The 24,557-nt window shown below is 73.4% G+C and carries 23 protein-coding genes; 19 read left to right on the top strand and 4 right to left on the bottom strand.

Annotated elements, in window-relative coordinates; all coding sequences use genetic code 11:
- The first annotated feature begins 100 nt into the window (after nucleotides 1–100).
- Nucleotides 101–3,655, top strand: a complete 3,555-nt coding sequence (gene dnaE / locus G6553_RS07680; protein WP_166190708.1) for a DNA polymerase III subunit alpha — start codon at nucleotides 101–103, stop codon at nucleotides 3,653–3,655.
- The gene (locus G6553_RS07675) at nucleotides 3,640–4,203 is read left to right on the top strand and encodes a hypothetical protein (protein WP_166190706.1); all 564 of its coding nucleotides are present in this window, start codon (nucleotides 3,640–3,642) and stop codon (nucleotides 4,201–4,203) included. Before dnaE ends, G6553_RS07675 begins: the two co-directional genes overlap by 16 nt.
- Nucleotides 4,204–4,236: 33 nt before the next feature.
- Here the strand turns inward: G6553_RS07675 and G6553_RS20650 are convergent, their stop codons facing one another.
- The 4 genes from G6553_RS20650 to G6553_RS07660 all read right to left on the bottom strand — a co-directional run bounded on the left by G6553_RS20650 (nucleotide 4,237) and on the right by G6553_RS07660 (nucleotide 6,395).
- Nucleotides 4,237–4,605 (bottom strand): hypothetical protein, encoded by a 369-nt coding sequence (locus tag G6553_RS20650; protein WP_207619481.1) that lies wholly within the window; start codon nucleotides 4,603–4,605, stop codon nucleotides 4,237–4,239.
- Nucleotides 4,606–4,820: 215 nt separating this feature from the next.
- Nucleotides 4,821–5,309, bottom strand: coding sequence for a Cys-tRNA(Pro) deacylase (gene ybaK / locus G6553_RS07670; protein ID WP_166190704.1), 489 nt, complete (start codon nucleotides 5,307–5,309; stop codon nucleotides 4,821–4,823).
- Nucleotides 5,310–5,319: 10 nt separating this feature from the next.
- Nucleotides 5,320–5,730, bottom strand: a complete 411-nt coding sequence (locus G6553_RS07665) for a VOC family protein (protein WP_166190702.1) — start codon at nucleotides 5,728–5,730, stop codon at nucleotides 5,320–5,322.
- Nucleotides 5,730–6,395, bottom strand: coding sequence for an LON peptidase substrate-binding domain-containing protein (locus G6553_RS07660; protein ID WP_166190700.1), 666 nt, complete (start codon nucleotides 6,393–6,395; stop codon nucleotides 5,730–5,732). The genes G6553_RS07665 and G6553_RS07660 overlap by 1 nt, the downstream gene beginning before the upstream one ends.
- 88 nt (nucleotides 6,396–6,483) lie before the next feature.
- Between G6553_RS07660 and hisD the strand changes: the two genes are divergently transcribed.
- The 17 genes from hisD to trpA all read left to right on the top strand — a co-directional run bounded on the left by hisD (nucleotide 6,484) and on the right by trpA (nucleotide 24,553).
- Nucleotides 6,484–7,782, top strand: a complete 1,299-nt coding sequence (hisD, locus tag G6553_RS07655) for a histidinol dehydrogenase (RefSeq protein ID WP_166190698.1) — start codon at nucleotides 6,484–6,486, stop codon at nucleotides 7,780–7,782.
- A 10-nt stretch (nucleotides 7,783–7,792) separates the two neighbouring features.
- On the top strand, nucleotides 7,793–8,908 hold the full coding sequence (locus tag G6553_RS07650; RefSeq protein WP_166190696.1) for a histidinol-phosphate transaminase: 1,116 nt from the start codon (nucleotides 7,793–7,795) through the stop codon (nucleotides 8,906–8,908).
- Entirely contained in the window at nucleotides 8,905–9,513 is a 609-nt protein-coding gene (gene hisB / locus G6553_RS07645; RefSeq protein WP_166190694.1) for an imidazoleglycerol-phosphate dehydratase HisB, read from the top strand. Before G6553_RS07650 ends, hisB begins: the two co-directional genes overlap by 4 nt.
- Nucleotides 9,514–9,595: 82 nt before the next feature.
- Nucleotides 9,596–10,228 carry an imidazole glycerol phosphate synthase subunit HisH gene (gene hisH / locus G6553_RS07640; RefSeq protein WP_166190692.1) on the top strand — a complete coding sequence of 211 codons (633 nt, stop codon included), beginning with the start codon at nucleotides 9,596–9,598 and terminating at the stop codon, nucleotides 10,226–10,228.
- Between the two features lie 60 nt (nucleotides 10,229–10,288).
- On the top strand, nucleotides 10,289–11,023 hold the full coding sequence (priA, locus tag G6553_RS07635) for a bifunctional 1-(5-phosphoribosyl)-5-((5-phosphoribosylamino)methylideneamino)imidazole-4-carboxamide isomerase/phosphoribosylanthranilate isomerase PriA (RefSeq protein WP_166190691.1): 735 nt from the start codon (nucleotides 10,289–10,291) through the stop codon (nucleotides 11,021–11,023).
- Nucleotides 11,020–11,781 (top strand): imidazole glycerol phosphate synthase subunit HisF, encoded by a 762-nt coding sequence (gene hisF, locus G6553_RS07630; RefSeq protein WP_166190689.1) that lies wholly within the window; start codon nucleotides 11,020–11,022, stop codon nucleotides 11,779–11,781. Before priA ends, hisF begins: the two co-directional genes overlap by 4 nt.
- A 232-nt stretch (nucleotides 11,782–12,013) precedes the next feature.
- A complete protein-coding gene (locus G6553_RS07625) occupies nucleotides 12,014–12,451 on the top strand; it encodes an MOSC domain-containing protein (RefSeq protein WP_166190687.1) in 438 nt (145 codons plus the stop codon).
- Between the two features lie 258 nt (nucleotides 12,452–12,709).
- Entirely contained in the window at nucleotides 12,710–13,345 is a 636-nt protein-coding gene (locus tag G6553_RS07620; protein WP_166190685.1) for a TasA family protein, read from the top strand.
- A gap of 143 nt (nucleotides 13,346–13,488) precedes the next feature.
- Nucleotides 13,489–15,324, top strand: a complete 1,836-nt coding sequence (locus G6553_RS07615; protein WP_166190683.1) for an ABC transporter ATP-binding protein — start codon at nucleotides 13,489–13,491, stop codon at nucleotides 15,322–15,324.
- Complete coding sequence (locus tag G6553_RS07610; RefSeq protein WP_166190681.1) at nucleotides 15,321–17,117, top strand: ABC transporter ATP-binding protein; 1,797 nt, start codon at nucleotides 15,321–15,323, stop codon at nucleotides 17,115–17,117. The genes G6553_RS07615 and G6553_RS07610 overlap by 4 nt, the downstream gene beginning before the upstream one ends.
- A gap of 154 nt (nucleotides 17,118–17,271) precedes the next feature.
- The gene (locus G6553_RS07605) at nucleotides 17,272–20,310 is read left to right on the top strand and encodes a carboxypeptidase regulatory-like domain-containing protein (protein ID WP_166190679.1); all 3,039 of its coding nucleotides are present in this window, start codon (nucleotides 17,272–17,274) and stop codon (nucleotides 20,308–20,310) included.
- A gap of 71 nt (nucleotides 20,311–20,381) precedes the next feature.
- Nucleotides 20,382–20,729, top strand: a complete 348-nt coding sequence (gene hisI, locus G6553_RS07600; RefSeq protein WP_166190677.1) for a phosphoribosyl-AMP cyclohydrolase — start codon at nucleotides 20,382–20,384, stop codon at nucleotides 20,727–20,729.
- Nucleotides 20,722–21,324, top strand: coding sequence for a Trp biosynthesis-associated membrane protein (locus G6553_RS07595; RefSeq protein WP_166190675.1), 603 nt, complete (start codon nucleotides 20,722–20,724; stop codon nucleotides 21,322–21,324). The genes hisI and G6553_RS07595 overlap by 8 nt, the downstream gene beginning before the upstream one ends.
- A 62-nt stretch (nucleotides 21,325–21,386) precedes the next feature.
- Nucleotides 21,387–21,581, top strand: coding sequence for an HGxxPAAW family protein (locus G6553_RS07590; protein ID WP_166190673.1), 195 nt, complete (start codon nucleotides 21,387–21,389; stop codon nucleotides 21,579–21,581).
- A 91-nt stretch (nucleotides 21,582–21,672) separates the two neighbouring features.
- The gene (trpC, locus tag G6553_RS07585; RefSeq protein ID WP_166190671.1) at nucleotides 21,673–22,455 is read left to right on the top strand and encodes an indole-3-glycerol phosphate synthase TrpC; all 783 of its coding nucleotides are present in this window, start codon (nucleotides 21,673–21,675) and stop codon (nucleotides 22,453–22,455) included.
- A gap of 8 nt (nucleotides 22,456–22,463) precedes the next feature.
- Entirely contained in the window at nucleotides 22,464–23,735 is a 1,272-nt protein-coding gene (gene trpB / locus G6553_RS07580) for a tryptophan synthase subunit beta (RefSeq protein ID WP_347565577.1), read from the top strand.
- Entirely contained in the window at nucleotides 23,732–24,553 is an 822-nt protein-coding gene (trpA, locus tag G6553_RS07575; protein WP_166190667.1) for a tryptophan synthase subunit alpha, read from the top strand. The genes trpB and trpA overlap by 4 nt, the downstream gene beginning before the upstream one ends.
- Nucleotides 24,554–24,557 lie beyond the last annotated feature (4 nt).

The following is a 24,557-nucleotide window of genomic DNA, read 5'->3' as shown; positions in this document are numbered from 1 at the left end:
GTAGCCTGACGTCCTTCCCCAAGGATCGACGCCGGGCCATCCACCCGGTGGCTGATGCTGCCCGCCTGCCGCTTCGACCCAGAGGAGCTCGATACCGCCGATGTCGACCGGCACCAAGGACTCCTTCGTCCACCTGCACGTCCACACCGAGTACTCCATGCTCGACGGGGCCTCGCTGCTCGACGGGCTCTTCGCGCGGACCGCGGACCTCGAGATGCCGGCGATCGCGATGACCGACCACGGCAACCTGCACGGCGCCTTCGACTTCTGGTCCAAGGCCCGCAAGCACGGCGTGAAGCCGATCATCGGCATCGAGGCCTACGTCACCCCCGGCACCCCGCGCGGGGAGCGCAAGCGGGTGCGGTGGGGCAAGGGCGACGTCAAGGAGGAGGGCGGCGACGACGTCGCCGGTGGTGGCGCCTACACCCACATGACGATGTGGGCGGAGAACACCGCCGGCATGCACAACCTCTTCCGGCTGTCCTCGCGCTCCAGCCTCGAGGGCTACTTCTACAAGCCGCGGATGGACAAGGAGATCCTCGCCGAGCACAGCGAGGGGATCATCGTCAGCACCGGCTGCCCCAGCGGCGCGATCCAGACCCGGCTGCGCCTCGGCCAGTGGGACGAGGCGGTCCGCGAGGCCGGCGAGCTGCAGGACATGTTCGGCCGCGACAACGTGTTCCTCGAGCTGATGGACCACGACATCTCGGTGGAGAAGCGGGTCCGCGACGACCTGCTCCGCCTCGGCCGCGAGCTCGGCATCCCGCCGCTGGCCACCAACGACTCGCACTACAACAACCCCGAGGACGCCGCCGCGCACGACGCGCTCATCTGCGTCGCGTCGGGCAAGCGGCTCTCCGACACCAACCGGCTGAAGTTCGACGGCGGCGGCTACTACATCAAGTCCGCCGCGGAGATGCGCGAGCTGTGGGCCGGCAAGCACGGCATGCGCGAGGCCTGCGACAACACGCTCGCGATCGCCGAGCGCTGCGAGGTCGAGTTCGTCGAGTCCACCGGCGGCTACATGGCGCGCGCCGACATCCCCGCCGGCGAGACCGAGGAGAGCTGGTTCCGCAAGGAGGTCTGGCGCGGCATCGAGTCCCGCTACCCCGGCGACCGGCTGACCGAGGAGGTCCGCGAGCGCGTCGAGATGGAGCTCGGCGTCATCTCGGCCAAGGGCTACTGCGGTTACTACCTCGTGGTCGCCGACTTCATCCAGTGGGCCAAGGACAACGGCATCCGCGTCGGACCGGGTCGCGGCTCCGGTGCGGGCTCGATCGCGGCGTACGCACTGCGCATCACCGACCTGTGCCCGCTGGAGCACGGGCTGTTCTTCGAGCGGTTCCTCAACCCCGAGCGTCCCTCGATGCCCGACTTCGACATCGACTTCGACGACCACCGCCGCGGCGAGGTCATCGCCTACGTCACCCAGAAGTACGGCGCGGACCGCGTCGCGCAGATCGCCACCTTCGGTCGGCTCAAGGCCAAGGCCGCGATCAAGGACGCCGCCCGCGTGCTCGACTACGGCTTCGCGATCTCCGACCGCATCACCAAGGCGCTGCCCGCCGACGTGATGGGCAAGGGCGTGCCGCTCAAGGAGCTGTTCAACACCGAGCACAAGCGGTACGGCGAGGGCGGGGAGTTCCGCGCGCTGCACGACTCCGACGTCGACGTCCGCACGATCTACGAGACCGCCGTCGGCCTCGAGGGGCAGATCCGCAACTGGGGCGTGCACGCCGCCGGCGTGATCATGTCCAGCGACCCGCTGATCGACATCGTGCCGATCATGTCGCGGCCGCAGGACGGCGCGATCATCACCCAGTTCGACTACCCGATGTGCGAGGCGCTCGGGCTGGTCAAGATGGACTTCCTCGGCCTGAGCAACCTCCACATCCTGGAGAACGCGCTGGTCGACATCGAGGCCAACCGCGGCGAGAAGGTCGTCCTCGAGGAGCTGCCGTTCGACGACCGGCCCACCTACGAGCTGATGGGCCGCGGCGACACGCTCGGCGTCTTCCAGCTCGACGGTGGCGGCATGCGGGCGCTGCTGCGCTCGATGCAGCCCGACCAGTTCGCCGACATCACCGCGGTCAGCGCGCTCTACCGCCCCGGCCCGATGGGTGCGGACTCGCACAACAAGTACGCCCGGCGCAAGAACGGCCGCGAGCCGATCGACCCGATCCACCCCGCGCTGGCCGAGGCGCTCGAGCCGGTCCTGGGGGAGACCTACGGCCTGATCGTCTACCAGGAGCAGGTCATGGCGATCGCGCAGGTGCTCGCCGGCTTCACCCTGGGCGCCGCGGACAACCTGCGCCGCGCGATGGGCAAGAAGAAGAAGGAGGAGCTGGACAAGCAGTACGCCGGCTTCCAGGCCGGCATGCTCGAGCGCGGCTATCCCCAGGACGCGATCGACACGCTCTGGGCGATCCTGCTCCCGTTCTCCGACTACGCCTTCAACAAGTCCCACTCCGCGGCGTACGGCGTCATCACCTACTGGACCGCCTACCTCAAGGCCAACTACCCGGCCGAGTACATGGCGGCCCTGCTGACGTCGGCCAAGGACGACAAGGACAAGCTGGCGATCTACCTCAACGAGTGCCGCCGGATGAAGATCCAGGTGCTCCCGCCCGACGTGAACTCCTCCGCGCACGACTTCACGCCGGTCGGCTCCGACATCCGCTTCGGCCTCACCGCGATCCGCAACGTCGGCGCGAACGTCGTCGACGGCATCGTGGCCGCCCGCGAGGAGAAGGGCCGCTACACCGACTTCAACGACTTCCTCGACAAGGTGCCGGCCCAGGTCTGCAACAAGCGGGTCATCGAGTCGCTGATCAAGGCCGGCGCGTTCGACGACCTGAAGCACCGGCGGCGCGCGCTGGTGGCGATCCACGAGACGGCTGTGGACCAGTACGTCGACATCAAGCGCAACGAGGCGATCGGCCAGGACTCGCTCTTCGGTGGTCTCGACGACACCTCCGGCTTCGGGGTCTCGGTCGCGATCCCCGACATCGACGACTGGGACAAGATGACCCTGCTGGGTCACGAGCGGGAGATGCTCGGGCTCTACGTCTCCGACCACCCGTTGCTCGGGCTCGAGCACGTGCTGGCCGACGGCACCGACTGCACCATCGGCCAGCTGATGCTCGACGAGGACCGCTCCGACGGGTCGCCGATCACCGTCAGCGGCCTGGTGACCTCGGTGCAGCGCAAGATCACCAAGCGCGGCGACGCCTGGGCGCTGATCACGCTCGAGGACCTCGACGGCGCGATCGACGTGCTGCTGTTCCCCAGCGCCTACCAGCTGGCCAGCACCTACCTCACCGAGGACGCGATCCTCACCGTCAAGGGCCGGCTCTCGCGCAGCAAGGACCAGCCGGAGATCCACGGGCAGGAGGTCACGGTCCCCGACATCTCCGAGGGCCCGTCGGGCCCCGTGGTGATCAAGGTGCCGCAGACCCGTGTCAACACCGATGTGGTGGCTCACCTCAAGGACGTGCTCTCCACCCATCCCGGCATGACCGAGGTGCACCTGCGCGTCCTCATGCGCGACAAGACCCTCGTGATGCGCATCGGCGACCACCACCGGGTCACCCCGAGCCCTGCGCTCTTCGCCGACCTCAAGCAGCTGCTGGGGCCCGGGTGCCTGACCAGCTGACCGCGCCGGCCCGGGCCGGGCTCGCGTCGCCGCCCCGGCGCTCGCCGGTGCTGGCGCTCGTCGCCCAGGCCCTCGCCGTGGTGGTGGCCCTGGTGGTCGCCGGGCTCGTCGCGGCGGTGGTGTGGTTCCAGCTGTGGTCGCCGTCGACCGGCGTGGTCCAGGACGGTCGCTGGTTCACGAACGAGGACGGGCTGCGCAGCGCGTTCGCCGGCACCGGGCTGTTCGTGCTCGTCGCGGTGCTGACCGGCTTCCTGGTCGGTGCGGTCACCGCGTTCCTCTTCGACCGCTCCGAGCTGCTCACCCTCGCCGCGACCATCGTGGGTGCGGGGCTCGGCGGGTGGCTGATGCTCCGCCTGGGCCTGGAGTGGAGCCCGGCGGACCCCCAGGTGCTCGCGCGCACCGTCCCCGACGGCACCGAGCTGGAGTCCGCGCTCGTCGTCGACCTGCCGCACGCCTGGCTCGCCCTCCCGGGCGGCGCGCTCGTCGGCATGGCGGTCGTCTTCCTCGTCACCACCAAGCGCGCCGTCGCCGGGACCGACCCGCACTGACGGCGCGGTCCGCCGCGTTCGCCCAGGCGGCGCTCAGCGGAGTCGCGGTGCGGCGACGTCCGGCGCGGGCCCGGGGACGCAGGTCACGCGCAGCCGAGGGGATCCGACGAGCGAGTCGAGGCAGGGACCGAGGGTCCGCGGCGGTCCGACGCGGGGCCCGCGGGCCGGCTCGGGCATCGGCACGGGACGCGGGAGGTGGTCGGTGCGCCACCGTGGCATCGGCACCGGAGGACGGCCCGGAAGCACCAGGGGCATGTCCACCGCCTGGTCGTGGACGGGCGCGTCCCGGGCGAACGATCGCGGTGCGTGCTCGTCGTCGAGAGGCACGGCGGCGGCGCCGGGCGCCCACGTCAGGACGGCGACCAGGCCGGCTGCGGACGCGAGGAACGGGAGCGTGTTCATGCCGCTGGGACGGGAGGGCACGGTCGGGGGTTCCCTCGATCCTCCGTCTGCTTCTGACCTGAGGCGGTCATCCCGGTACGCCGGCGCCCGTCGTCGGACGGGAGCAACGCGCGTCCTGGAGCATCGGCGCAGCCCGACGTCGGTCCGGGGCCGCCGTTCGTCCCGTCCGACGACGGTGGCCGGGTTCGTGCTCCGACCCGCGCGACCGCCGGCGCTCAGCGACCGATCGGCGCGACGACGGCCGACGTGGCGGCGACCAGGTCGGCGGGGGAGAGGCCGAGGTCGAGCCCACGCCGACCGCCCGAGACGTAGACGGTCGGGTGCTCGAGCGCGGTCGCGTCGACGACGGTGGGGTGCGGGCGCTTCTGGCCGACCGGGGAGATGCCCCCGGCGACGTACCCCGTGGCCCGCTCGGCAGCGGACACGTCGGCCATCGCCGCCTTGCTCCCGCCAAGGGCGCGGGCGAGCGCCTTGAGGTCGAGCTGGCGGTCGACCGGAACGATCCCGACGACCAGCTTGCCGTCGACGTTCGCCATCAGCGTCTTGAACACGCAGGCCGGCTCGAGCCCGAGCGCCTCGGCCGCCTCGAGCCCGAAGGACGCCGCGCGGGGGTCGTGCTCGTACTCGTGGGTGGTGAACGCGATCCCGGCTGCCGTCAGCGCGACGGTCGCGGGAGTGCCGCCGGCGCGTCCCTTCTTCGCCATGTCCGGCTCCTCAGGAGGTGTAGAGGCAGAACGGGTGCCCCGCGGGGTCGAGCAGGACCCGCACACCCTCCTGCGGCTGGTGGGCGGGGAGGGTGGCGCCGAGCGCGACGGCTCGCTCCGTCTCGACTTCGAGGTCGGTGACCTCGAAGTCGAGGTGCACCATCATCTGCTGGCTGTCCGGCCCAGCCGGCCACGTCGGCGGCACGTAGTCGTCGTTGCGCTGGATGTTGAGGTAGACCACGCCCTCGCCCGGGTCGAGGGAGGCGTCGTCCTCGTCCAGGTGGTGGACGGTCCACCCGCGGAGCTCGGCGTAGAACGCGGCGAGCACGGCGACGTCCGGGGCGTCGAGGACCACGCCCCACCAGTCGTGGCGCGCCCACCGGTCGGTCGGGCGTGGCGCGTCGGGTCCGGCAGCGCTCATCAGTTCGGCGACCAGCGCGTGCGGGCGACGTCGGTGGCCGGCAGGGACGGGATGACGTTCATCGCGCGCAGCTCGGTGCGCAGCAGGTCGGTGACGAGCACGAGCCGCTCCTCGGCGTCCTCGGCCTCCAGCAGCATCTGCCGCTCGGGCATGGGCAGGGGAGCGCACGCCGCCAGCGTCCAGGAGAGGTACGACGGGTCGCGCGGCAGAGTGCCGTCGTACGGGTCGGCGCGGATCTCGGCGAGCGCCGCCCGGTAGGCCACGAACGTCGCGCGCGCCTGCTCGAGCAGCTCGTCGGGCACCGGCTTGGTCGGCTCGGGCCGGTCGACGACGTGGCCGACGGGGAAGAGCCCGGTGGAGTCGAGGTGGTCGAGCTCGATGCGGTCCAGCCCGACGGCGACGACGTCGAAGGAGCCGTCCGGGTGGGGCTCGACCTCGGTGAGCTGCACGCGCACGCCGATCCGGTAGAGCGACTGCGCGCCGTGGTCGCCGACCTCGTAGCCCTCGCGGATGGCGACCGAGCCGAAGACGCGCTCGGCGGGGTCCTCGACGCGCAGGAGGTGGTGGACCATCGCGCGGTAGCGGTCCTCGAAGACGGTCAGCGGCACGCTGACGCCGGGGAAGAGCACCGCGTTGAGCGGGAACATCGGCAGCGTGTCGGTCACGGGACCCAACCTAGTGCGACGAGGGTGGGTGGTCCGGCCGGCGTCGCCGGTTCGGGGCGGCACCGGCCGCGAACGTAGGATCGGCCCCATGATCCGCCGCATCGACCTGCGCGGGACCGAGCGTCCCGTCGACTACCGCGACGTCGTCCCGAGGGCCGACTTCGACGTCGAGGCAGCGGTGCCCGCGGTGCATGCGATCTGCGAGTCGGTGCGCACCCGCGGGGTCGACGCGATCAAGGAGTACGCCCGCCAGTTCGACGGCGTCGAGCTCGACGAGCTGCGCGTGCCGGCCGGCGCCACCACCGAGGCGCTCGAGCGGCTCGACCCCGCCATCCGCGCAGCGCTGGAGGAGTCCGTCCGCCGGCTCCGCGCGACGTGCGAGGCCGAGCTGGAGCGCGACGCCGTCACCGACCTCGGCCCGGGCGCGCGGGTGACGCACCGCAAGGTGCCGATCCGCCGCGTCGGCCTCTACGTCCCCGGCGGCCTCGCGCCGCTGGTCTCCAGCGTGCTGATGAACGTCGTGCCCGCCCAGGTCGCCGGCGTCGAGTCGATCGCGCTGGCCTCGCCGCCGCAGCGGGACTTCGGCGGCGAAGTCCACCCGACGATCCTGGCGGCGTGCGCGCTGCTCGGCGTCGACGAGGTGTACGCCGTCGGCGGCGCCCAGGCGATCGCAATGTTCGCCTACGGCACCGGCCCGTGCGAGCGGGTCGACCTGGTCACCGGTCCGGGCAACATCTACACCGTCACCGCCAAGCGGCTGCTCAAGGGCCAGGTGGGCATCGACTCCGAGGCCGGGCCAACGGAGATCGCCATCCTCGCCGACGACACCGCCGACGCGGCGTACGTCGCCGCCGACCTGGTCAGCCAGGCCGAGCACGACCCGCTGGCCGGCGCCGTGCTGGTCACGCCGTCCGAGCGGCTCGCCGCCGCGGTCGAGGCCGAGCTGGACACCCAGGTCCTGGCCACCAAGCACAGCGAGCGCATCCGCACCGCGCTGACCGGGCCGCAGTCGGGCGTCGTGCTCGTCGAGGACCTCGAGCAGGGGCTCGACGTCGTCAACGCCTACGCGGCCGAGCACCTCGAGATCCACACCGAGGACGCGGCCGGCTGGGCCGCGCGCGTGCGTAACGCCGGTGCGATCTTCGTCGGGCCGCACGCGCCGGTGAGCCTGGGCGACTACTGCGCCGGCTCCAACCACGTGCTGCCGACCGGCGGCTGCGCCTGCCACTCCTCGGGGCTCTCGGTGCGCGCGTTCACCAAGTCGGTGCACGTCGTGGACTACTCCCGCGGGGCGCTGGCCGAGGTGGCCGACCACGTCGTGACGCTGGCCGAGGCCGAGGACCTGCCGGGCCACGGCGCCGCGGTGCGGGTCCGGTTCCAGGACTGACGGGACCGCCATGACCTTCCCCCCGATCCGGGAGGAGCTGCGCGGCCTCGAGCCGTACGGCGCCCCCCAGCTGGACGTGCCGGTCCAGCTCAACACCAACGAGAACCCCTACGGCCCCTCCGAGGCCTGCGTCGCCGACATCGCGGCGTCGGTCGCGGAGGCCGCCCGCGGGCTGCACCGCTACCCCGACCGCGAGCACGTCGCGCTGCGCACCGCCCTGGCGGACTACCTGTCGCAGGACACCCCGCACGGGGTTGCGGTCGAGCAGGTGTGGGCGGCCAACGGCTCCAACGAGGTGATGCTGCAGCTGCTGCAGGCCTTCGGCGGGCCGGGCCGCTCGGCGCTGAGCTTCGCGCCGACGTACTCGATGTATCCGGAGTACGCCCGCGACACCTCGACCGCCTGGGTGCAGGGGCGCCGGGCCGACGACTTCTCCCTCGACCTCGACGCGGCCGCCGCGCTGGTGCGCGAGCACCGGCCGAGCGTCGTGCTGCTGCCCTCGCCGAACAACCCGACCGGCACCGCGCTGCCGCCCGAGGCGGTCGCGGTGCTGTGCGAGGCGGCGGCGTCCTACGAGCCGCAGGGCCTGGTCGTGGTGGACGAGGCGTACGGCGAGTTCCGCCGCGCCGGCGTCCCGAGCGCGCTCGAGCTGCTGCCGACCCACCGCAACCTGGTGGTCACCCGGACGATGAGCAAGGCGTTCGCCGCCGCCGGGCTGCGGCTGGGCTACCTCGCCGCCGACCCGGCGATCTGCGACGCGATCCGCGTGGTGCGGCTGCCGTACCACCTCTCGGCCGTGACCCAGGCCGCCGCACTCGCGGCGCTGCGGCACGCGCCGGAGCTGCTCGGGAAGGTCGACGAGCTGCGCGGCGAGCGGGATCGGACGGTCACCTGGCTGCGCGAGCAGGGCCTGCAGGTCGCCGACAGCGACGCCAACTTCGTGCTGTTCGGGACCTTCGCCGACCGCCATGCTGTCTGGCAGGGCCTGCTCGACCGGGGCGTGCTGGTCCGCGAGGTCGGTCCGGACGGCTGGCTCCGGGTCTCGATCGGAACACCCGACGAGATGGATGCGTTCAAGCACGCGATGACCGACGTACTGATCCAGCCGATGGAGGAGAAGCGATGAGCCGGACCGCACGGATCGAGCGGCAGACCAGCGAGTCCAAGGTGCTCGTCGAGGTCGACCTCGACGGCTCGGGCCGGCACGACGTCTCCACCGGCATCGGCTTCTACGACCACATGCTCACCGCGTTCGCGCGGCACAGCCTGGTCGACCTGACGGTGCAGTCCGAGGGCGACCACTGGATCGACGCCCACCACACCACCGAGGACACCGCGATCGCGCTCGGGCAGGCGCTGCGCCAGGCGCTCGGCGACAAGGTCGGCATCCGCCGGTTCGGCGACGCCACCGTGCCGCTCGACGAGGCGCTCGTCCACGCGGTCGTCGACGTGTCCGGGCGGCCCTACTGCGTGCACACCGGCGAGCCCGAGGGGCAGCAGTACGTCCAGCTCGGCGGGTCGACGCCGGCGTACCTCGGCTCGCTGACCCAGCACGTCTTCGAGTCGATCGCCTTCCACGGCCACTTCGCCCTGCACGTGCGCGTGCTGGCCGGCCGCGAGCCGCACCACATCGTCGAGACGCAGTTCAAGGCGTTCGCGCGCGCGTTCCGCGACGCCGTGGCGCTCGACCCGCGCGAGACGGGCATCCCGTCGACGAAGGGTGCTCTGTGATCACCCCACGACGTTCTCCGGCTCCTCCGCTGCGCTCCTCCGCCGGACAACGCCGCGGGGGCCCCGATCTCGTGGGGTCGATGTGACTGCGAAGGTGGCGGTCCTGGACTACGGGTCGGGCAACCTCCGCTCGGCCGTGCGCGCGGTCGAGCGCGCCGGCGCCGACGTCGAGCTGACCTCGGACTTCGAGACCTGCCTGGCCGCCGACGGCCTGTTGGTCCCCGGCGTCGGCGCGTTCGCCGCCTGCATGGAGGGCCTGCGCGCGATCAAGGGTGACCGGCTCATCGGGCGCCGGCTCGCGGGCGGTCGCCCGGTGCTCGGCATCTGCGTGGGGATGCAGATCCTCTTCGGCCGCGGCGTCGAGCACGGCGTGGAGACCGAGGGCTGCGACGAGTGGCCCGGCGTGGTCGAGCGGCTCCAGGCGCCGGTCGTGCCGCACATGGGCTGGAACACCGTCGAGGCGCCGGAGGGCTCGACGCTCTTCTCCGGCATCGAGGACGAGCGCTTCTACTTCGTGCACTCCTACGGCGTGCGCGACTGGACGCTGGTCACCAACGACCGGACCCGGGCGCCGCTGGTGACGTGGGCCGAGCACGGTGGCGACCGGTTCGTCGCCGCCGTCGAGAACGGGCCACTCACCGCGACCCAGTTCCACCCCGAGAAGTCCGGCGACGCCGGCGCGGCGCTGTTCCGCAACTGGGTCGCCTCGCTCTGAGGCCTGACCCCGCCCCGCGTCGTACTCCGTCCTCCGTCCCGCCCAGCCAGGAAGAAGTCCATGTCCTACCTCCAGCTCCTGCCCGCCGTCGACATCACCGAGGGCCGCGCGGTCCAGCTGGCGCAGGGCGTCGCCGGGTCCGAGCGGGTGTACGGCGACCCGGTGGCCGCCGCGCGCCGGTGGCAGGACGCCGGGTCGGAGTGGCTGCACCTGGTCGACCTCGACGCGGCGTTCGGCCGGGGGAGCAACCGCGAGCTGCAGGCGGAGATCGTCGGCGCGCTCGACATCGACGTGGAGATGAGCGGCGGCATCCGCGACGACGAGTCGCTCGAGGCGGCGCTCGCGACCGGCTGCCGCCGGGTCAACATCGGCACCGCCGCGCTGGAGAACCCCGAGTGGTGCGCGCGGATCATCGCCGAGCACGGCGACCGGATCGCGATCGGCCTCGACGTGCGCGGCACGACGCTCGCCGCCCGCGGCTGGACCAAGGACGGCGGCGACCTCTACGAGACCCTCGCGCGCCTGGACGCCGAGGGCTGCGCGCGGTACGTCGTCACCGACGTCAACAAGGACGGCATGCTCGACGGCCCGAACCTGCAGCTGCTGCGCGACGTCTGCGCCGTCACCGACCGCCCGGTCATCGCCTCCGGCGGCGTCTCGACGCTCGACGACATCCGCGCGCTCATGGACCTGGTGCCCGAGGGCGTCGAGGGCGCGATCGCCGGCACCGCGCTCTACGAGGGCCGGTTCACCCTCGAGGACGCCCTCGCACTCACCCGCGGCGGCGCGTCGTGACGCTCGCCGTCCGGGTGATCCCCTGCCTGGACGTCGACGCCGGCCGCGTCGTCAAGGGCATCAACTTTCAGGACCTCCGCGACGCGGGCGACCCGGTCGAGCTGGCCAAGGTGTACGACGCCGAGGGTGCTGACGAGCTGACCTTCCTCGACATCTCCGCCTCCCACGAGGGCCGCTCGACCACGATGGAGATCGTGTCGGCGACCGCCGAGCAGGTCTTCATCCCGCTGACCGTCGGCGGCGGCGTCGCCTCGACCGCCGACGTCGACCGGCTCCTGCGTGCCGGCGCGGACAAGGTCGCGGTGAACACCGCCGCCATCCGCCGCCCCGAGCTGGTCGCCGAGATCGCCGACCGGTTCGGCAACCAGGTGCTCGTGCTCTCCGTCGACGCCCGGCGCGCCCCCGGCACGGACTCGGGCTTCGAGGTCACCACCCACGGCGGCCGGCAGTCCGCCGGCCTCGACGCCGTGGGGTGGGCCGTCCGCGCCGCCGAGCTCGGCGCCGGCGAGATCCTCCTCAACGCCATGGACGCCGACGGCACCCAGGACGGCTTCGACCTCGAGCTGATCCGGGCGGTGCGCCGCGAGGTCTCGATCCCTGTCATCGCCTCGGGCGGCGCCGGCCGCGTCGAGCACTTCCCGCCCGCGGTGGACGCCGGCGCCGACGCGGTCCTCGCCGCCACGGTCTTCCACTTCGGCATGCTGCGCGTCGGCGACGTCAAGCACGCGCTCACCGAGGCCGGCCACCCCGTCCGGTGACGATCCGTCCGCGGTCCTCGGTCTGTGCCGGGGTCTGTGCCCTGGGGTACGCGCCGGGGTCTCGGGCGTCGGCGATCGTTCAATTGCGCGGAAATGTCGTTGCGCAAGCGGTTGCGCACGGACACTTCCGCGCAATTGCGCGGTTGTGGCGCGCCCGTGGCCCGCGACTCGTGGAGTGGCCGGTGGGTCCGTCCGGCCCGGCGGACCCGGCTGACCGGGTGACGGACGAGCGATGAGGGTCGTCGCGCTGCACGTCGCGCCGGAGCGGCACGCCCCGATGGAGGAGCGGGCCGCGATCGAGGTCGTCGCCGGCCGCGGCGTCGTGGGCGACCGGTGGTTCGGCACGAGGCACCGGCACGTCTCGGTGCAGTCCGCCGAGGCGCTCGCCGAGGCCGCGGCCGACCTCGGCCGGCCCGTCCCGCCGAGCGCCACGCGACGTACGGTCACGGTGGCGGGGCTCGACGTCCCCACCGAGCCCGGCGCCCGTCTGCTGGTCGGCGGTGAGGGCGGTGTGCTGCTCGAGGTGGTCCGCGTCGCCGCGCCCTGCCGGATCATGGAGACCTCGATGGGGCCCGGGGGAGCGGCGGCGCTGCGCCGTCGCGGCGGCTCGATCTTCCGCGCGCTCTCCTCCGGCACCATCCGCCTCGGCGACCCCGTGTTGCTGGTGTGACCGGTGGGACGGGTGGGATCGGCGGCATCCCAAGTGAACCTGGGATGCCGCTGCTTCTCGGCCATCGCGATGGCCGAGGAGCGGCAAGAAAGGCCGAGAAGCGAGTCTCGGGAGGCAGCTCGGTGGTCTTGCAGACGTCTTGAGGGAACGTCGGGGATGAGCCGGGGGGTGCCTTGATCTGGGCTCGGCAGAGTTCAGGTCATCAAGGAAACACCCCGTCGGAGAGACCGGCGGCCCCCTCCCGAAAGGCTCCTCCCGATGACGAACACCACCGCCGCCCGCAAGAACCGCAAGACCGCCGCCAAGCTGGTCGCCTCCGTCGCCCTGGTCGCCGGCGCCGCCTCCGTCGCGGGCCTCGGCACGTTCGGTGCGTTCACCTCGACCACGTCGGCCTCCGAGTCCGTCGCCGCCGGCACCCTCGACCTCAAGCAGGGCACCTCCACCCAGGGCCCCTCGATCGCCGCCACCGGCCTCGTGCCCGGTGACACCGTCGAGCGCGACATCGTCCTGACCCGCGGCGCCAACGACGAGAAGTTCGGCACCGTGTCCCTCACGACGACCGCCGCGACCAGCAACCTGCTCTCCACCGACACCACCAACGGCCTGCAGATCAGCATCGACGAGTGCTCGACCGCGTGGACCAAGGTCGACACGAAGCGCGACAACGGCAAGCTCCAGTGCGCCGGCACCACCACCCCGGTCCTGGCCTCCCGCGCCGTCGTCGGCGCGAACCTCCCGCTGGACCAGGCGACCGCGACGCTGAACGACGCCAAGGTCTCCAACCTCCGCGTGACGCTCACGTTCCCCGAGGCCGCCGACAACAACTTCAAGAGCCTGGCCAACTCGATCAAGCTGACCTTCGACGCCACCCAGCGCGCCGCCGAGAGCCGCTGACCCGAGCTGACCCGAGCTGACCCCGGCTGATCCTGGCTGACATCCGCCGCCACCCGCACGCCACCGATTCCGGCCGCCTCCGGCGGCCGGAATATCGTGGCGCGTCCGGGCGCTGAGCCCGTGATCGAGGGAAGCAGGAGCGGGTGGCGGACGAGCACGGGCAGCAGGGCCGAGGGTCGACCAGCGCGGGGTTCCGCGTGCTGTGGGTGGCGATCAAGCGCGAGCCCTGGATCTTCACCCTCTCCACCCTCGGCAGCGTCCTCTTCGGGGCGCTGACCGTCGCCGACGCCTGGGTCCTCGGCTGGTCCACCAACCACGTCGTCCTCCCGGCCTTCGAGACCGGTGAGGTCGGCGCCGACATGCTGCTGGCCGTCCTCGGCCTCTTCCTCGGCGTCGCGATCCTCCGCGCGGTCGGCATCGTCGCGCGGCGCCTCGGCGCCGGCATCATGCAGTACCGGATGCAAGCCCACACCCGCCGCGCCGTCACCCGGCAGTACCTCACCCTGCCGATGGAGTGGCACCAGCGGCACCCGACCGGCCAGCTGCTCTCCAACGCCAACTCCGACGTCGAGGCCGCCTGGGGGCCGATCGCGCCGCTGCCGATGGCCGTCGGCACCGTGGCGATGATGGTCATCGCGATCGTGCAGATGCTCCTCGCCGACGTCGTCCTGGCCCTGGTCGGCCTCACGATCTTCCCGGTCGTCATCGCGGTCAACGTCGCCTACCAGCGGCTCGCCCAGGGCTGGATGACCCGCGCCCAGCAGCTGCGCGCGGAGGTCAGCGAGATCGCGCACGAGTCCTTCGACGGGGCGATGGTCGTCAAGACCCTCGGTCGTGAGCCGGAGGAGACCGACCGCTTCGGCTCCCGCGCCCGCGAGCTGCGCGACGTCAACATCAGGGCCGGCCGGATCCGCGCGGCGTTCGACCCGACCCTGGCGGCGCTGCCGAACATCGGCGTCCTCGTCGTCCTGGCCGTCGGCGTCTCGCGCGTGCTCAGCGGCGCCACCGACGCCGGCGCCGTCGTGACCGTCGCCTACCTGCTCACCATCGTCTCCTTCCCGATCCGCTCGATCGGCTGGCTGCTGGGCGAGTTCCCCCGCAGCGTCGTGGGCTACCGGCGGGTGCGGGGCGTGCTCGACGCGACCGGGGAGATGCCGTACGGCGACCGCACCGCGGCCGCGGTCGCCCCGACCGGCACGCGCGGCGCGTCCCTGGCGGTCGAGGGGCTGGCCTACTCCTACGAGCCCGGCCGGCGGCTGCTCGACGGGGTCGACCTGGCCGTTGCCCCCGGCCGCACCGTGGCCGTGGTCGGCGCGACCGCGTCCGGCAAGAGCACGCTGACCATGCTGCTCAGCCGCCTCGTCGACCCCGACGCCGGGCGAATCCTCCTCGACGGCACGGACCTGCGCGACCTGGCCCGCGGCGAGCTCGCCGAGGCGGTCGCGAGCGTCCCGCAGACGCCGTTCCTCTTCGACGACACCGTCCGCGGCAACGTCACCCTCGGCGCCGACGTCACCGACGACGAGGTCTGGGCGGCGCTGCGGGCCGCGCAGGCCGACGGCTTCGTCGCCGCCCTCCCGCACGGGCTCGACACCCGGCTGGGTGAGCGCGGCACCTCGCTCTCGGGCGGCCAGCGCCAGCGGATCTCGCTGGCGCGCGCGCTCGTGCGCCGGCCGCGGCTGCTCGTCCTCGACGACGCGACCTCGGCGGTGGACCCGGAGGTCGAGGCACGGATCCTCGCCGCGCTGCGCGACGAGACCGGCGCGGGCCCGACGCTGGTCGTCGTGGCCTACCGCAAGGCGACGATCGCGCTGGCCGACGAGGTCGTCCACCTCCAGGGCGGCCGGATCGTCGACCGCGGCACCCACGCGGAGCTGCTGCGGCGCAGCCCCTCCTACGCCCACCTGGTCAACGCCTACGAGACCGAGCACGACGACATGCACGACGACACACACGACGACCAGGGGGTGACGGCATGAGCACGGTGATGGACTCCGGCGAGGAGATCGGCGCGATCCGGACCATCCGCCGCGGCGTGCACTTCTCGCCCGAGCTCAAGGAGGGCATCGGGGGCACGCTCGCGCTGGCGGTGCTCGCCTCGGCCGGCCAGGTCGTCGTGCCCATCGCGGTGCAGCAGGTCCTCGACCGCGGCGTCAACGGTCCCGACGGGCCCGACGTGTCGTTCACCGTGTGGGCCGGCGTCATCGCCGCGCTCGCGATCGTGGTCACCAGCTTCGCGTCCTACCGCATGACCACCCGGCTCTTCACCTCCGCCGAGCGCGGCCTGGCCACGCTGCGGACCAAGGCCTTCCGCCACGTCCACGACCTGCCGCTGCTCACCCAGAACACCGAGCGCCGCGGCGCGCTGGTCTCCCGCGTCACCAGCGACGTCGACCAGGTCAGCCAGTTCCTCGTCTTCGGCGGCCTGCTCTTCGTCGTCAGCGTGGGGCAGGTGCTCGTCGCGACCGTCGTGATGGTCGTCTACAGCTGGCAGCTCGCGCTGGTCGTGTGGCTGTGCTTCGCGCCGCTGTTCCTCTCGCTGCGCTACTTCCAGCGCAAGCTGTCCGACGCCTACGGCACCGTACGCCGCCAGGTCGGCCTGATGCTCTCGGCCGTGTCCGAGCCGGTCGTCGGGGCGGCCGTCGTGCGGTCCTACGCCGTCGAGCACCGGACCCAGCGGCGCATCGACGAGGCGATCGACGCGCACAAGGCGGCCAGCACGCGGGCGCAGGGCTTCACGGCGTTCTCGTTCTCCCTGGGCGGCGTCTCCGCCGGCCTGGCCAACGCCGGCGTGCTGATCGTCGGCATCTGGCTCGGCCAGGGGCGGCTGTGGGGCGGGGACATCACCGCGGGCCAGGTGCTCGCGTTCGCGTTCCTCGTGACGCTGTTCGTCGGCCCGGTGCAGATGGGCACGCAGATCCTCACCGACGCGCAGAACGCGATCGCCGGCTGGCGCCGCGTCATCGGCATCCTCGAGACCCCGGCCGACCTGGTCGACCCCGGCGAGGCGGGCGCCGTGCTGCCGCGCGGGCCGATCGACGTGCGGTTCGAGCACGTGTCCTTCGCCTACCCCGGCGGGCCGCTGGTGCTGCGCGACGTCGACCTCGCGATCAGCTCCGGCACCCGGGTGGCGGTCGTGGGTGAGACCGGCTCCGGCAAGTCGACGGTCGCCAAGCTGCTGACCCGGTTGATGGACCCCTCCGAGGGGCGCGTGCTGCTCGACGGCATCGACGTGCGCGACATCGGCTCGGCGTCCCTGCGGCGCAGCGTGGTGCTGGTGCCGCAGGAGGGCTTCCTCTTCGACGACACCCTGGCCGCCAACGTCCGCTACGGGCGCCTCGACGCCACCGACGACGAGATCCGCGCGAGCGCGGAGGAGCTCGGGCTGGGCGACTGGCTCGCCGGCCTGCCCCGGGGCATCGAGACGCAGGTCGGCCAGCGCGGCGAGTCGCTCTCGGCGGGGGAGCGCCAGCTCGTGGCGCTGCTGCGCGCGCACCTCGCCGACCCGGACCTGTTGGTGCTCGACGAGGCGACGAGCGCGGTCGACCCGGCCCTCGAGATGCGCATCGGCCGGGCGCTGGAGCGCCTGATGAACGGCCGCACCTCCGTCACCATCGCCCACCGGCTCTCCACCGCCGAGAACGCCGACGAGGTCGTCGTCGTCGACCGCGGCCAGGTCGTCCAGCGCGGGCCGCACGCCGCGCTCGTCGCCGAGGAGGGCGGCGTGTACGCCGGCCTGCACGCGTCCTGGGTCGCCCAGCAGGATCGGTGACGGGGCACCCCAGGGCGGCATGGCCCGGTCGGGCTAGTGCCGCCGGGTGGTTTCACCTTCGCGGCCTCCGGGCCCGTGACAGGCCCCCGACGGGGTCGTTGGAGGGTCGCCGCCCCTACCCCCTGGGGTGTCTCCCTGTCACGAGAGGTGACCCATGCCCTCCAGCCCGTCCACCCGCCTGCGGAGCGGACCGCTCGCGGTCCTGCTGACCGCGCTGGCCCTCGTGCTCGGCGCCCTGAGCGCCGCGCCCGCGTCCGCCGCCGATCCAGCCGCGGCCGGGACCATCTCGGGCCTGGTGACCACGGACGGGGGCGTCCCCGTCCGCGGCGTCACGATCACCGTCGAGCGCAGGTCGACCGACGCGTCCGGCGCCGTGGTGTGGACCGAGGCGCAGACGACGAGGGCCACCACCGCGGCGGACGGCACCTACACCGCGACGGTCCCCTCCGGGACCTACAAGGTCGGCTTCGTGGCCTCGGGGTTCGTCGCCGAGTGGTACGACGGCCGGTCCACGCGTGAGCTCGCCGACGACGTCGTCGTCGACGCGGGTGGGTCCGAGCGGCTGGACCCCGCGACGCTCGTCGCACGCACCGCCGGCGCGACGGTGTCGGGCACCGTCCGCACGGTGGCGGGACGGCCCTTCCCGGACGCCGAGGTCACCCCCTACCGCTTCGTGATCGAGCAGGACGGCTCGCAGACCTGGGCGCCCGTGCCGGGCACCACGGCAGAGACCGCGGCCGACGGGACCTACTCGTTGACGCTGGCCCCCGGCACCTACCGCATCGGCTTCAGCCACCCCGGCTACGGGGAGACCTTCGTGGGCGGCGGCAGCAGCGCGGACGAGGGCACCGACGTCGTCATCGCGGACAGGGGCGACAAGCCGGGCACCAACGCGACGCTCGCCCTGCTGGGCCGCGTCACGGGCCGCCTGGTGAACCCCGACGGCACGCCGTTCACGGGGCGCACGACGCTGCGCTTCTTCCGCGAGGTGCGGACCCGGGAGCCCGAGACCAACGCCGTGCGGACGTCCTGGGCGCCCCGGGGCGGGTCCGTCGTCACGAGCGACGGCTACTACGAGCTGGCGGTCCCTGCCGGGACGTACCGCGTCGAGGCCGCGCCCGACGGGCTGGGCCGGGGCTTCCTGCCCGGCCTGGTGGGCCTGGACAAGGCCGCCGACGTGAGCGTCGCCGCCGAGAAGGTCACCGCCGTCCCGGCGCGGACCATCGCCACCAGCGTCCTCTCCGGCTCGGTGCGCAACCCCCAGGGCGCGGGCGTGGCGGCCACCGTCGAGGCCTACTACAACCTCGTCACCGACATCCGTGACGGCGTCGCGGTCACGACCGAGGTCGACAGCCCGGTCGCCCAGGACACCACGGCAGCCGACGGCGGCTGGTCGATGCGCGTCGCGCACCGCGCCTACCGCGTCCGCGCCACCGGCACCTCGGGCAGCCAGCCGTTCAGCGTCTACTGGCCGTCGTCCGGCACCCGCGCCGGGGCCACGGACGTGGTCGTGAACGGCGCGATGCCGAACGTCGACTTCACCGTCGGCCGCGTGCAGGTGCAGAACACCGCCCGCCCCTGGATCTCGGGCGGCGCCAAGGGCGGCACGACGATGACCGCGAACACCGGCACGTGGTCGCCGGGCACGACGCTCGCGGTGCAGTGGCTGGCCGACGGCTCGCCGATCAGCGGCGCGACGGGGGACACCTACACGCCGTCGCGGTACAGCTCCGGCGTGCGCTACGCGATCCGGGTCACCGGCACCCAGGCCGGGCTCGAGCCGCTGACCGTCAGCTCGCAGGAGACCGGTCCGAGCGCCGGCCTCTTCGCCGGCGCGCCGTTCGAGAACCGCCTCGCGCCGAGCATCACGGGCACCCCGGCGACCGGCTCGACGCTCACCGCGAGCAACGGCGAGTGGAGCACGACGCCGACCGCGTTCACCTACCAGTGGACCGCCGACGGGACGAACATCGCCGGCGCGACCGCGAGGACGTTCGACCCGTCCGAGGCGCAGGTCGGCCGCCGGATCGCGGTCAAGGTCACGGCGACGGGTGGCAGCACCGCGACGGCCACCTCGGCCGCCACCGCGCCCGTCACCCGCGCCGCGATCACGAACCGCGTGCTGCCGACCGTCACGGGCACCCCCCGCGAGGGCGAGAAGCTCACCGCCACCGGCGGTACGTGGTCGGTCGACGGCCCCACGCTGGCCTACCAGTGGCTCGCCGACGGCGCGCCGATCGCCGGCGTGACCACCAACGAGCTGCTGCTCGGTGCCGCGCAGGTCGGCAAGCAGGTCTCGGTGCGGGTGACCGCCACCAGGACCGGCCTGAGCGCGGCCAGCGCCGAGTCCGCCCGGACGCCCGCGGTGGTCGCCGATCTCGAGGAGCTCGTCAACACGGCACGGCCGACGATCACCGGTACGCCGGTCGTTGGAGGAAGGCTCACCGCGACCAGCGGCACCTGGACGCCGGCACCGGCGTCGGTGACCTACCAGTGGCGAGCCGGCGACGCCCCGATCGCGGGCGCGACGGGCGCGTCGTACTCCCCGACGAGCGCGGTCCTCGGTCGGCAGCTCACCGTCGTCGTGACCGCCCGGCGCGCCGGCCACGAGGACGCCACCGCGACCTCGCTGCCCACCGCCGCCGTGGCGGACAGCCCGGTCACCGTCGTCGGTGGCCCGTCGGTCACCGGCAGGGCACGGGTCGGGGCCCAGCTGGTCGCCGACGCCGGGTCCTCGGTCCCGGGCGACGCGACCGCGACGTACCAGTGGCTCCGCGACGGCCGCGACGTCGCCGGCGCGACCGGCGGCACCTACCGGGTCACCGCCGACGACCTGGGTCGGCGGATCGGTGTCCGGGTGACCTACACCCACCCGACCCGAGCGACGACCCAGCGGACCGCCTCCCTCGCTGCGCTGGTCAAGGCGACGCCGCGGCTGCGGCTGACGAAGGACGCGAACGGCCGCAGGGCCGTGCTGCGCCTCGTCGTCACCGCCCCCGGGGCCGACCCGACCGGTCACGTCCGGGTGCTCGAGCGGGGCCGCGTGGTCGCCACGGGGCTCCTCCAGGACGGCCGGGTCCGGCTGGTCGTGACGAAGCTGACCGACGGGATGCACGCCTTCACGGTGAGGTACGCCGGTGACCGGCTGACGGCGTCCGGCCAGAAGCGGGTCCGGGTCAGCATCCCCGGCTGAGGCCGAGGCTGGGCTGGGGCGGAGGCACGCGCGATGACGGGGACCGGGGACGGTCCGGGGATACTGAGCAGGTGAGCTCCCTGGCCCCCGACATCGCCGACCGCCTCAAGCGCACCGCCGACGGACTGGTGCCGGCGGTGGTGCAGCAGCACGACACCGGCGAGGTGCTGATGCTGGGCTGGATGGACGACGAGGCGCTGCACCGCACGCTGACCACCGGCCGTGCGACGTACTGGTCGCGCTCCCGCCAGGAGTACTGGATCAAGGGCGAGACCTCCGGCCACGTGCAGTGGGTCAAGGAGGTCCGCCTCGACTGCGACGGCGACACCCTGCTGGTGAAGGTCGACCAGGAGGGCGCCGCCTGCCACACCGGCGACCGGACCTGCTTCGACGCGGTGGAGCTGCCGACCCGTGGCTGACCAGCGCTCGCGCCGGACCTTCGGCCCCGTCGTCCTCGCCGGGCTGGCCGGCGCGACCCTGGCGGCCGTCGGTGGGAGCCGCGCGTGGGCCGAGGCCGAGGCAGGTGGCGGGGTCGCCGCCTCGGTCGCGGGCTACGCGGCCGGCGACATCGGCGAGATGCCGGCCGCGACCGCCCTCGCGCTCGTGGTGCTGGCCTGCTGGGGCGTGGTGCTGGTGACGCGGCGCCGCGTGCGCCGCGCGGTCGCGCTGCTCGGGGCGGTCGCCGCGGTCGGGCTCGTCGTGGCGGTCGTGGTCGGCTGGTCCTCGACCGTCGACGACGTGCGCGCGGCGTACGCCGCGGCGGAGCCCGCCCCCGAGGTCAGCCGCACCGCGTGGTCCTGGGCCACCGCGCTCGGCTCGCTCGTCACGCTGGCCGCCTCGGTCGCCGCCGTGCGGTTCGTCCCGACCTGGCCCGAGATGGGCAGCCGGTACGACGCACCGGCCGGCGGGTCCGCAGACGGGTCCGCGGACGCTCCGGGGCCGGTCGCGCCGGAGGACGCCACCAACATCGACCTGTGGAAGGCGATGGACGAGGGGCGCGACCCGACGGCCTGAGCGTGCGCCCCGGTCGCTAGGATCGGGGCGTCACCACGACCCACGATCGAGGAGCTCTCCGCATGTCTAGTGCCAACCACGGCAACACCCCCGCGGCCTGGACCGCCGTCGTGGTCGCCCTGCTCGGCTTCGTGGTCGGCGGCGTCGGGCTGATGCTCGACCCGGTCAGCTTCGTGGTGTTCTGGGTCGGCGTGGCGATGGTCGTCGGCGCGCTCGTCATCTTCGTCGCCATGGACAAGATGGGCCTGCACGAGTGACCTCGCGGTGACCCGACCGTGGCGCCGCCCGGCGCCCGGGGTCACCCCCGGCGGCGCTGCCGCCACCCGAACCACCTCCTGAGGAGCAGCCGTGTCCGTGCTCGACGACATCGTCGACGGGGTCCGTGCCGACCTCGCCGAGCGCGAGGCGGCCCTGCCCCTCGCCGACGTGCGGGCGGCCCTCGCCGACGTGGACCCGCCGCGGGACCCGATGCCGCACTTCCGAGCGCCGGGCGCGAGCGTCATCGCCGAGGTCAAGCGGCGCAGCCCCAGCAAGGGCGACCTCGCCGACATCCCCGACCCCGCCGTGCTGGCGGGGGAGTACGCCGCGGGCGGGGCCGCCGCCATCAGCGTGCTGACCGAGCAGCGGCGCTTCGGCGGCAGCCTGGCCGACCTGCGCGCGGTGCGGGCGGCGGTCGACGTGCCGCTGCTGCGCAAGGACTTCATCGTCTCGACCTACCAGCTCGTCGAGGCCCGCGCCGCCGGTGCCGACCTGGCGCTGCTCATCGTGGCCGCGCTGCCGGACGACGAGCTGCGCCGCCTCCACGACGAGGCCCGCGAGCTGGGGCTGACCGTGCTCGTCGAGGTGCACGACGAGGCCGAGACCGAGCGCGCTGTCGAGCTCGGCGCCGAGCTGATCGGCGTCAACGCGCGCAACCTCAAGACGCTGGAGATCCACGCCGACACCTTCGGGCGGCTCGCGCCGCTGGTGCCCGACGACCGGGTGAAGGTGGCCGAGTCGGGGATCTTCTCGCCGGCCGACGTCGAGCGGTTCGTGGGCGAGGGCGCCCGCGCGGTGCTCGTCGGCGAGGCGCTGGTCAAGGACGGCGACCCGCAGACCGCGGTGCGCGCGATGACAGGAGTGGGCGGATGACGACCGAGGTGGACCGCACGACCAGCTACGACGCCGACGAGCGCGGCTGGTTCGGCGGTCCCGAGCACGGCTGGGGCGGGCGCTTCATGCCCGAGGCCCTGGTCGCTGCGCTGGACGAGCTCACCGAGGCCTGGCACGACGCGATGGCCGACCCGTCCTTCGTCGCGGAGTTCGACGCGATCCTGCGCGACTACGCCGGCATGCCCAGCCCGCTCTACCACGCCGAGCGGCTCAGCCGGCAGGTCGGCGCCCGGATCCTGCTCAAGCGCGAGGACCTCAACCACACCGGCGCCCACAAGATCCGCAACGTGCTCGGCCAGGCGCTGCTGACCAAGCGGATGGGCAAGACCCGCGTCATCGCCGAGACCGGCGCCGGCCAGCACGGCGTCGCCAGCGCGACCGCGGCGGCGTACTTCGGCCTGGACTGCACCGTCTACATGGGCGCGGTCGACACCCGGCGGCAGGCGCTCAACGTCGCGCGGATGCACCTGCTCGGCGCCAAGGTGGTGCCCGTCGAGTCCGGCAGCGCCACCCTCAAGGACGCCATCAACGAGGCGCTGCGCGACTGGGTCGCCAGCGTCGACCACACGGCGTACCTCTTCGGGACGGCCGCCGGCCCGCACCCGTTCCCGAGCCTGGTCCGCGACTTCACGCGCGGCATCGGGGACGAGGCGCGCGCCCAGTGCCTGGACAAGTACGGCGTGCTGCCGGACGCCATCGCTGCGTGCGTCGGCGGCGGGTCCAACGCGATCGGGCTGTTCACCGCCTTCCTCGAGGACGAGGGCGTGGCGATCCACGGCTTCGAGCCCGGCGGCGAGGGCGTCGACACGCCGCGCCACGCGGCCACGATCCACGCCGGCGACAAGGGCGTGCTCCACGGTGCCCGCACCTACGTCCTGCAGGACGCCGACGGCCAGACCATCGAGTCGCACTCGATCTCGGCGGGCCTCGACTACCCGGGTGTCGGGCCGCAGCACGCCCACCTCGCGGCGACCGGCCGGGCGACGTACACCCCGGTCACCGACGCCGAGGCCATGGAGGCGATGGCCCTGCTCAGCCGCACCGAGGGGATCATCCCGGCGATCGAGTCGGCCCACGCGATCGCGGGCGCCCTGCGCGTCGCGCGCGAGCTGGCCGAGGAGAAGGGCCCGGACGCGACCGTGCTGGTCAACCTCTCCGGCCGCGGTGACAAGGACATGGGGACCGCGATCGAGTGGTTCGGCTTGGGCCGCACCGAGGCCGAGGTCTCCGACGACGTGACCGAGGAGCCTGTGGGATGAGCGCTGGTACGACGACGGCGACCGTGTTCGCGCAGGCGCGCGCGGACGGCCGGGCCGCGCTGGTCGGCTACCTGCCCGCCGGCTACCCCGACGTGGCCGGCGGCATCGACGCGCTGCGCACGCTTGTCGACGCCGGCTGCGACGTCATCGAGATCGGCCTGCCCTACAGCGACCCGGTCATGGACGGCCCGACCATCCAGGCCGCCGCCCAGGCCGCGCTGGAGCGCGGCGTGCGGACCACCGACGTGCTCCGCACCGTCGAGGCGGTCGCCGCGACCGGCACGCCGACCCTGGTGATGACCTACTGGAACCCCGTCGAGCGCTACGGGGTGCCGCAGTTCGCCGCGGACCTCGCGAGTGCCGGGGGAGCGGGGCTGATCACCCCCGACCTCACCCCCGACAGCGCCCCGGAGTGGATCGCCGCTGCCGACGAGCACGGCCTGGACAAGGTCTTCCTCGTCGCGCCGTCGTCGACCGACGAGCGGATCGCGATGACCACCGCGGCCTGCCGCGGCTTCGTCTACGCCACCGCGGTCATGGGCGTCACGGGCGCCCGCACGACCACCAGCGACCTCGCCGGCCCGCTCGTCGCCCGCACGAAGGCGGCCACCGACCTCCCGGTCGGGGTCGGCCTCGGCGTCAGCAACGGCGACCAGGCCGCCGAGCTCGCCGCCAGGGACGGGATCGGCGCCGACGGCGTCATCGTCGGCTCCGCCTTCGTCCGCTGCCTGCTCGACCACGCCGACGACCGGCGCGCCGGCCTCCGCGCCCTCGGCGCGCTGACCGAGGACCTCGCGGTCGGGGTGCGGCGTGGCTAGGTCC

Origin of the sequence: Nocardioides sp. IC4_145, from assembly GCF_011250565.1 — a bacterium.
Classification (GTDB): Bacteria; Actinomycetota; Actinomycetes; order Propionibacteriales; family Nocardioidaceae; genus Nocardioides.
Note: the sequence above shows the minus strand (reverse complement) of the source record. Positions and strands in the feature narration are given on the sequence as shown.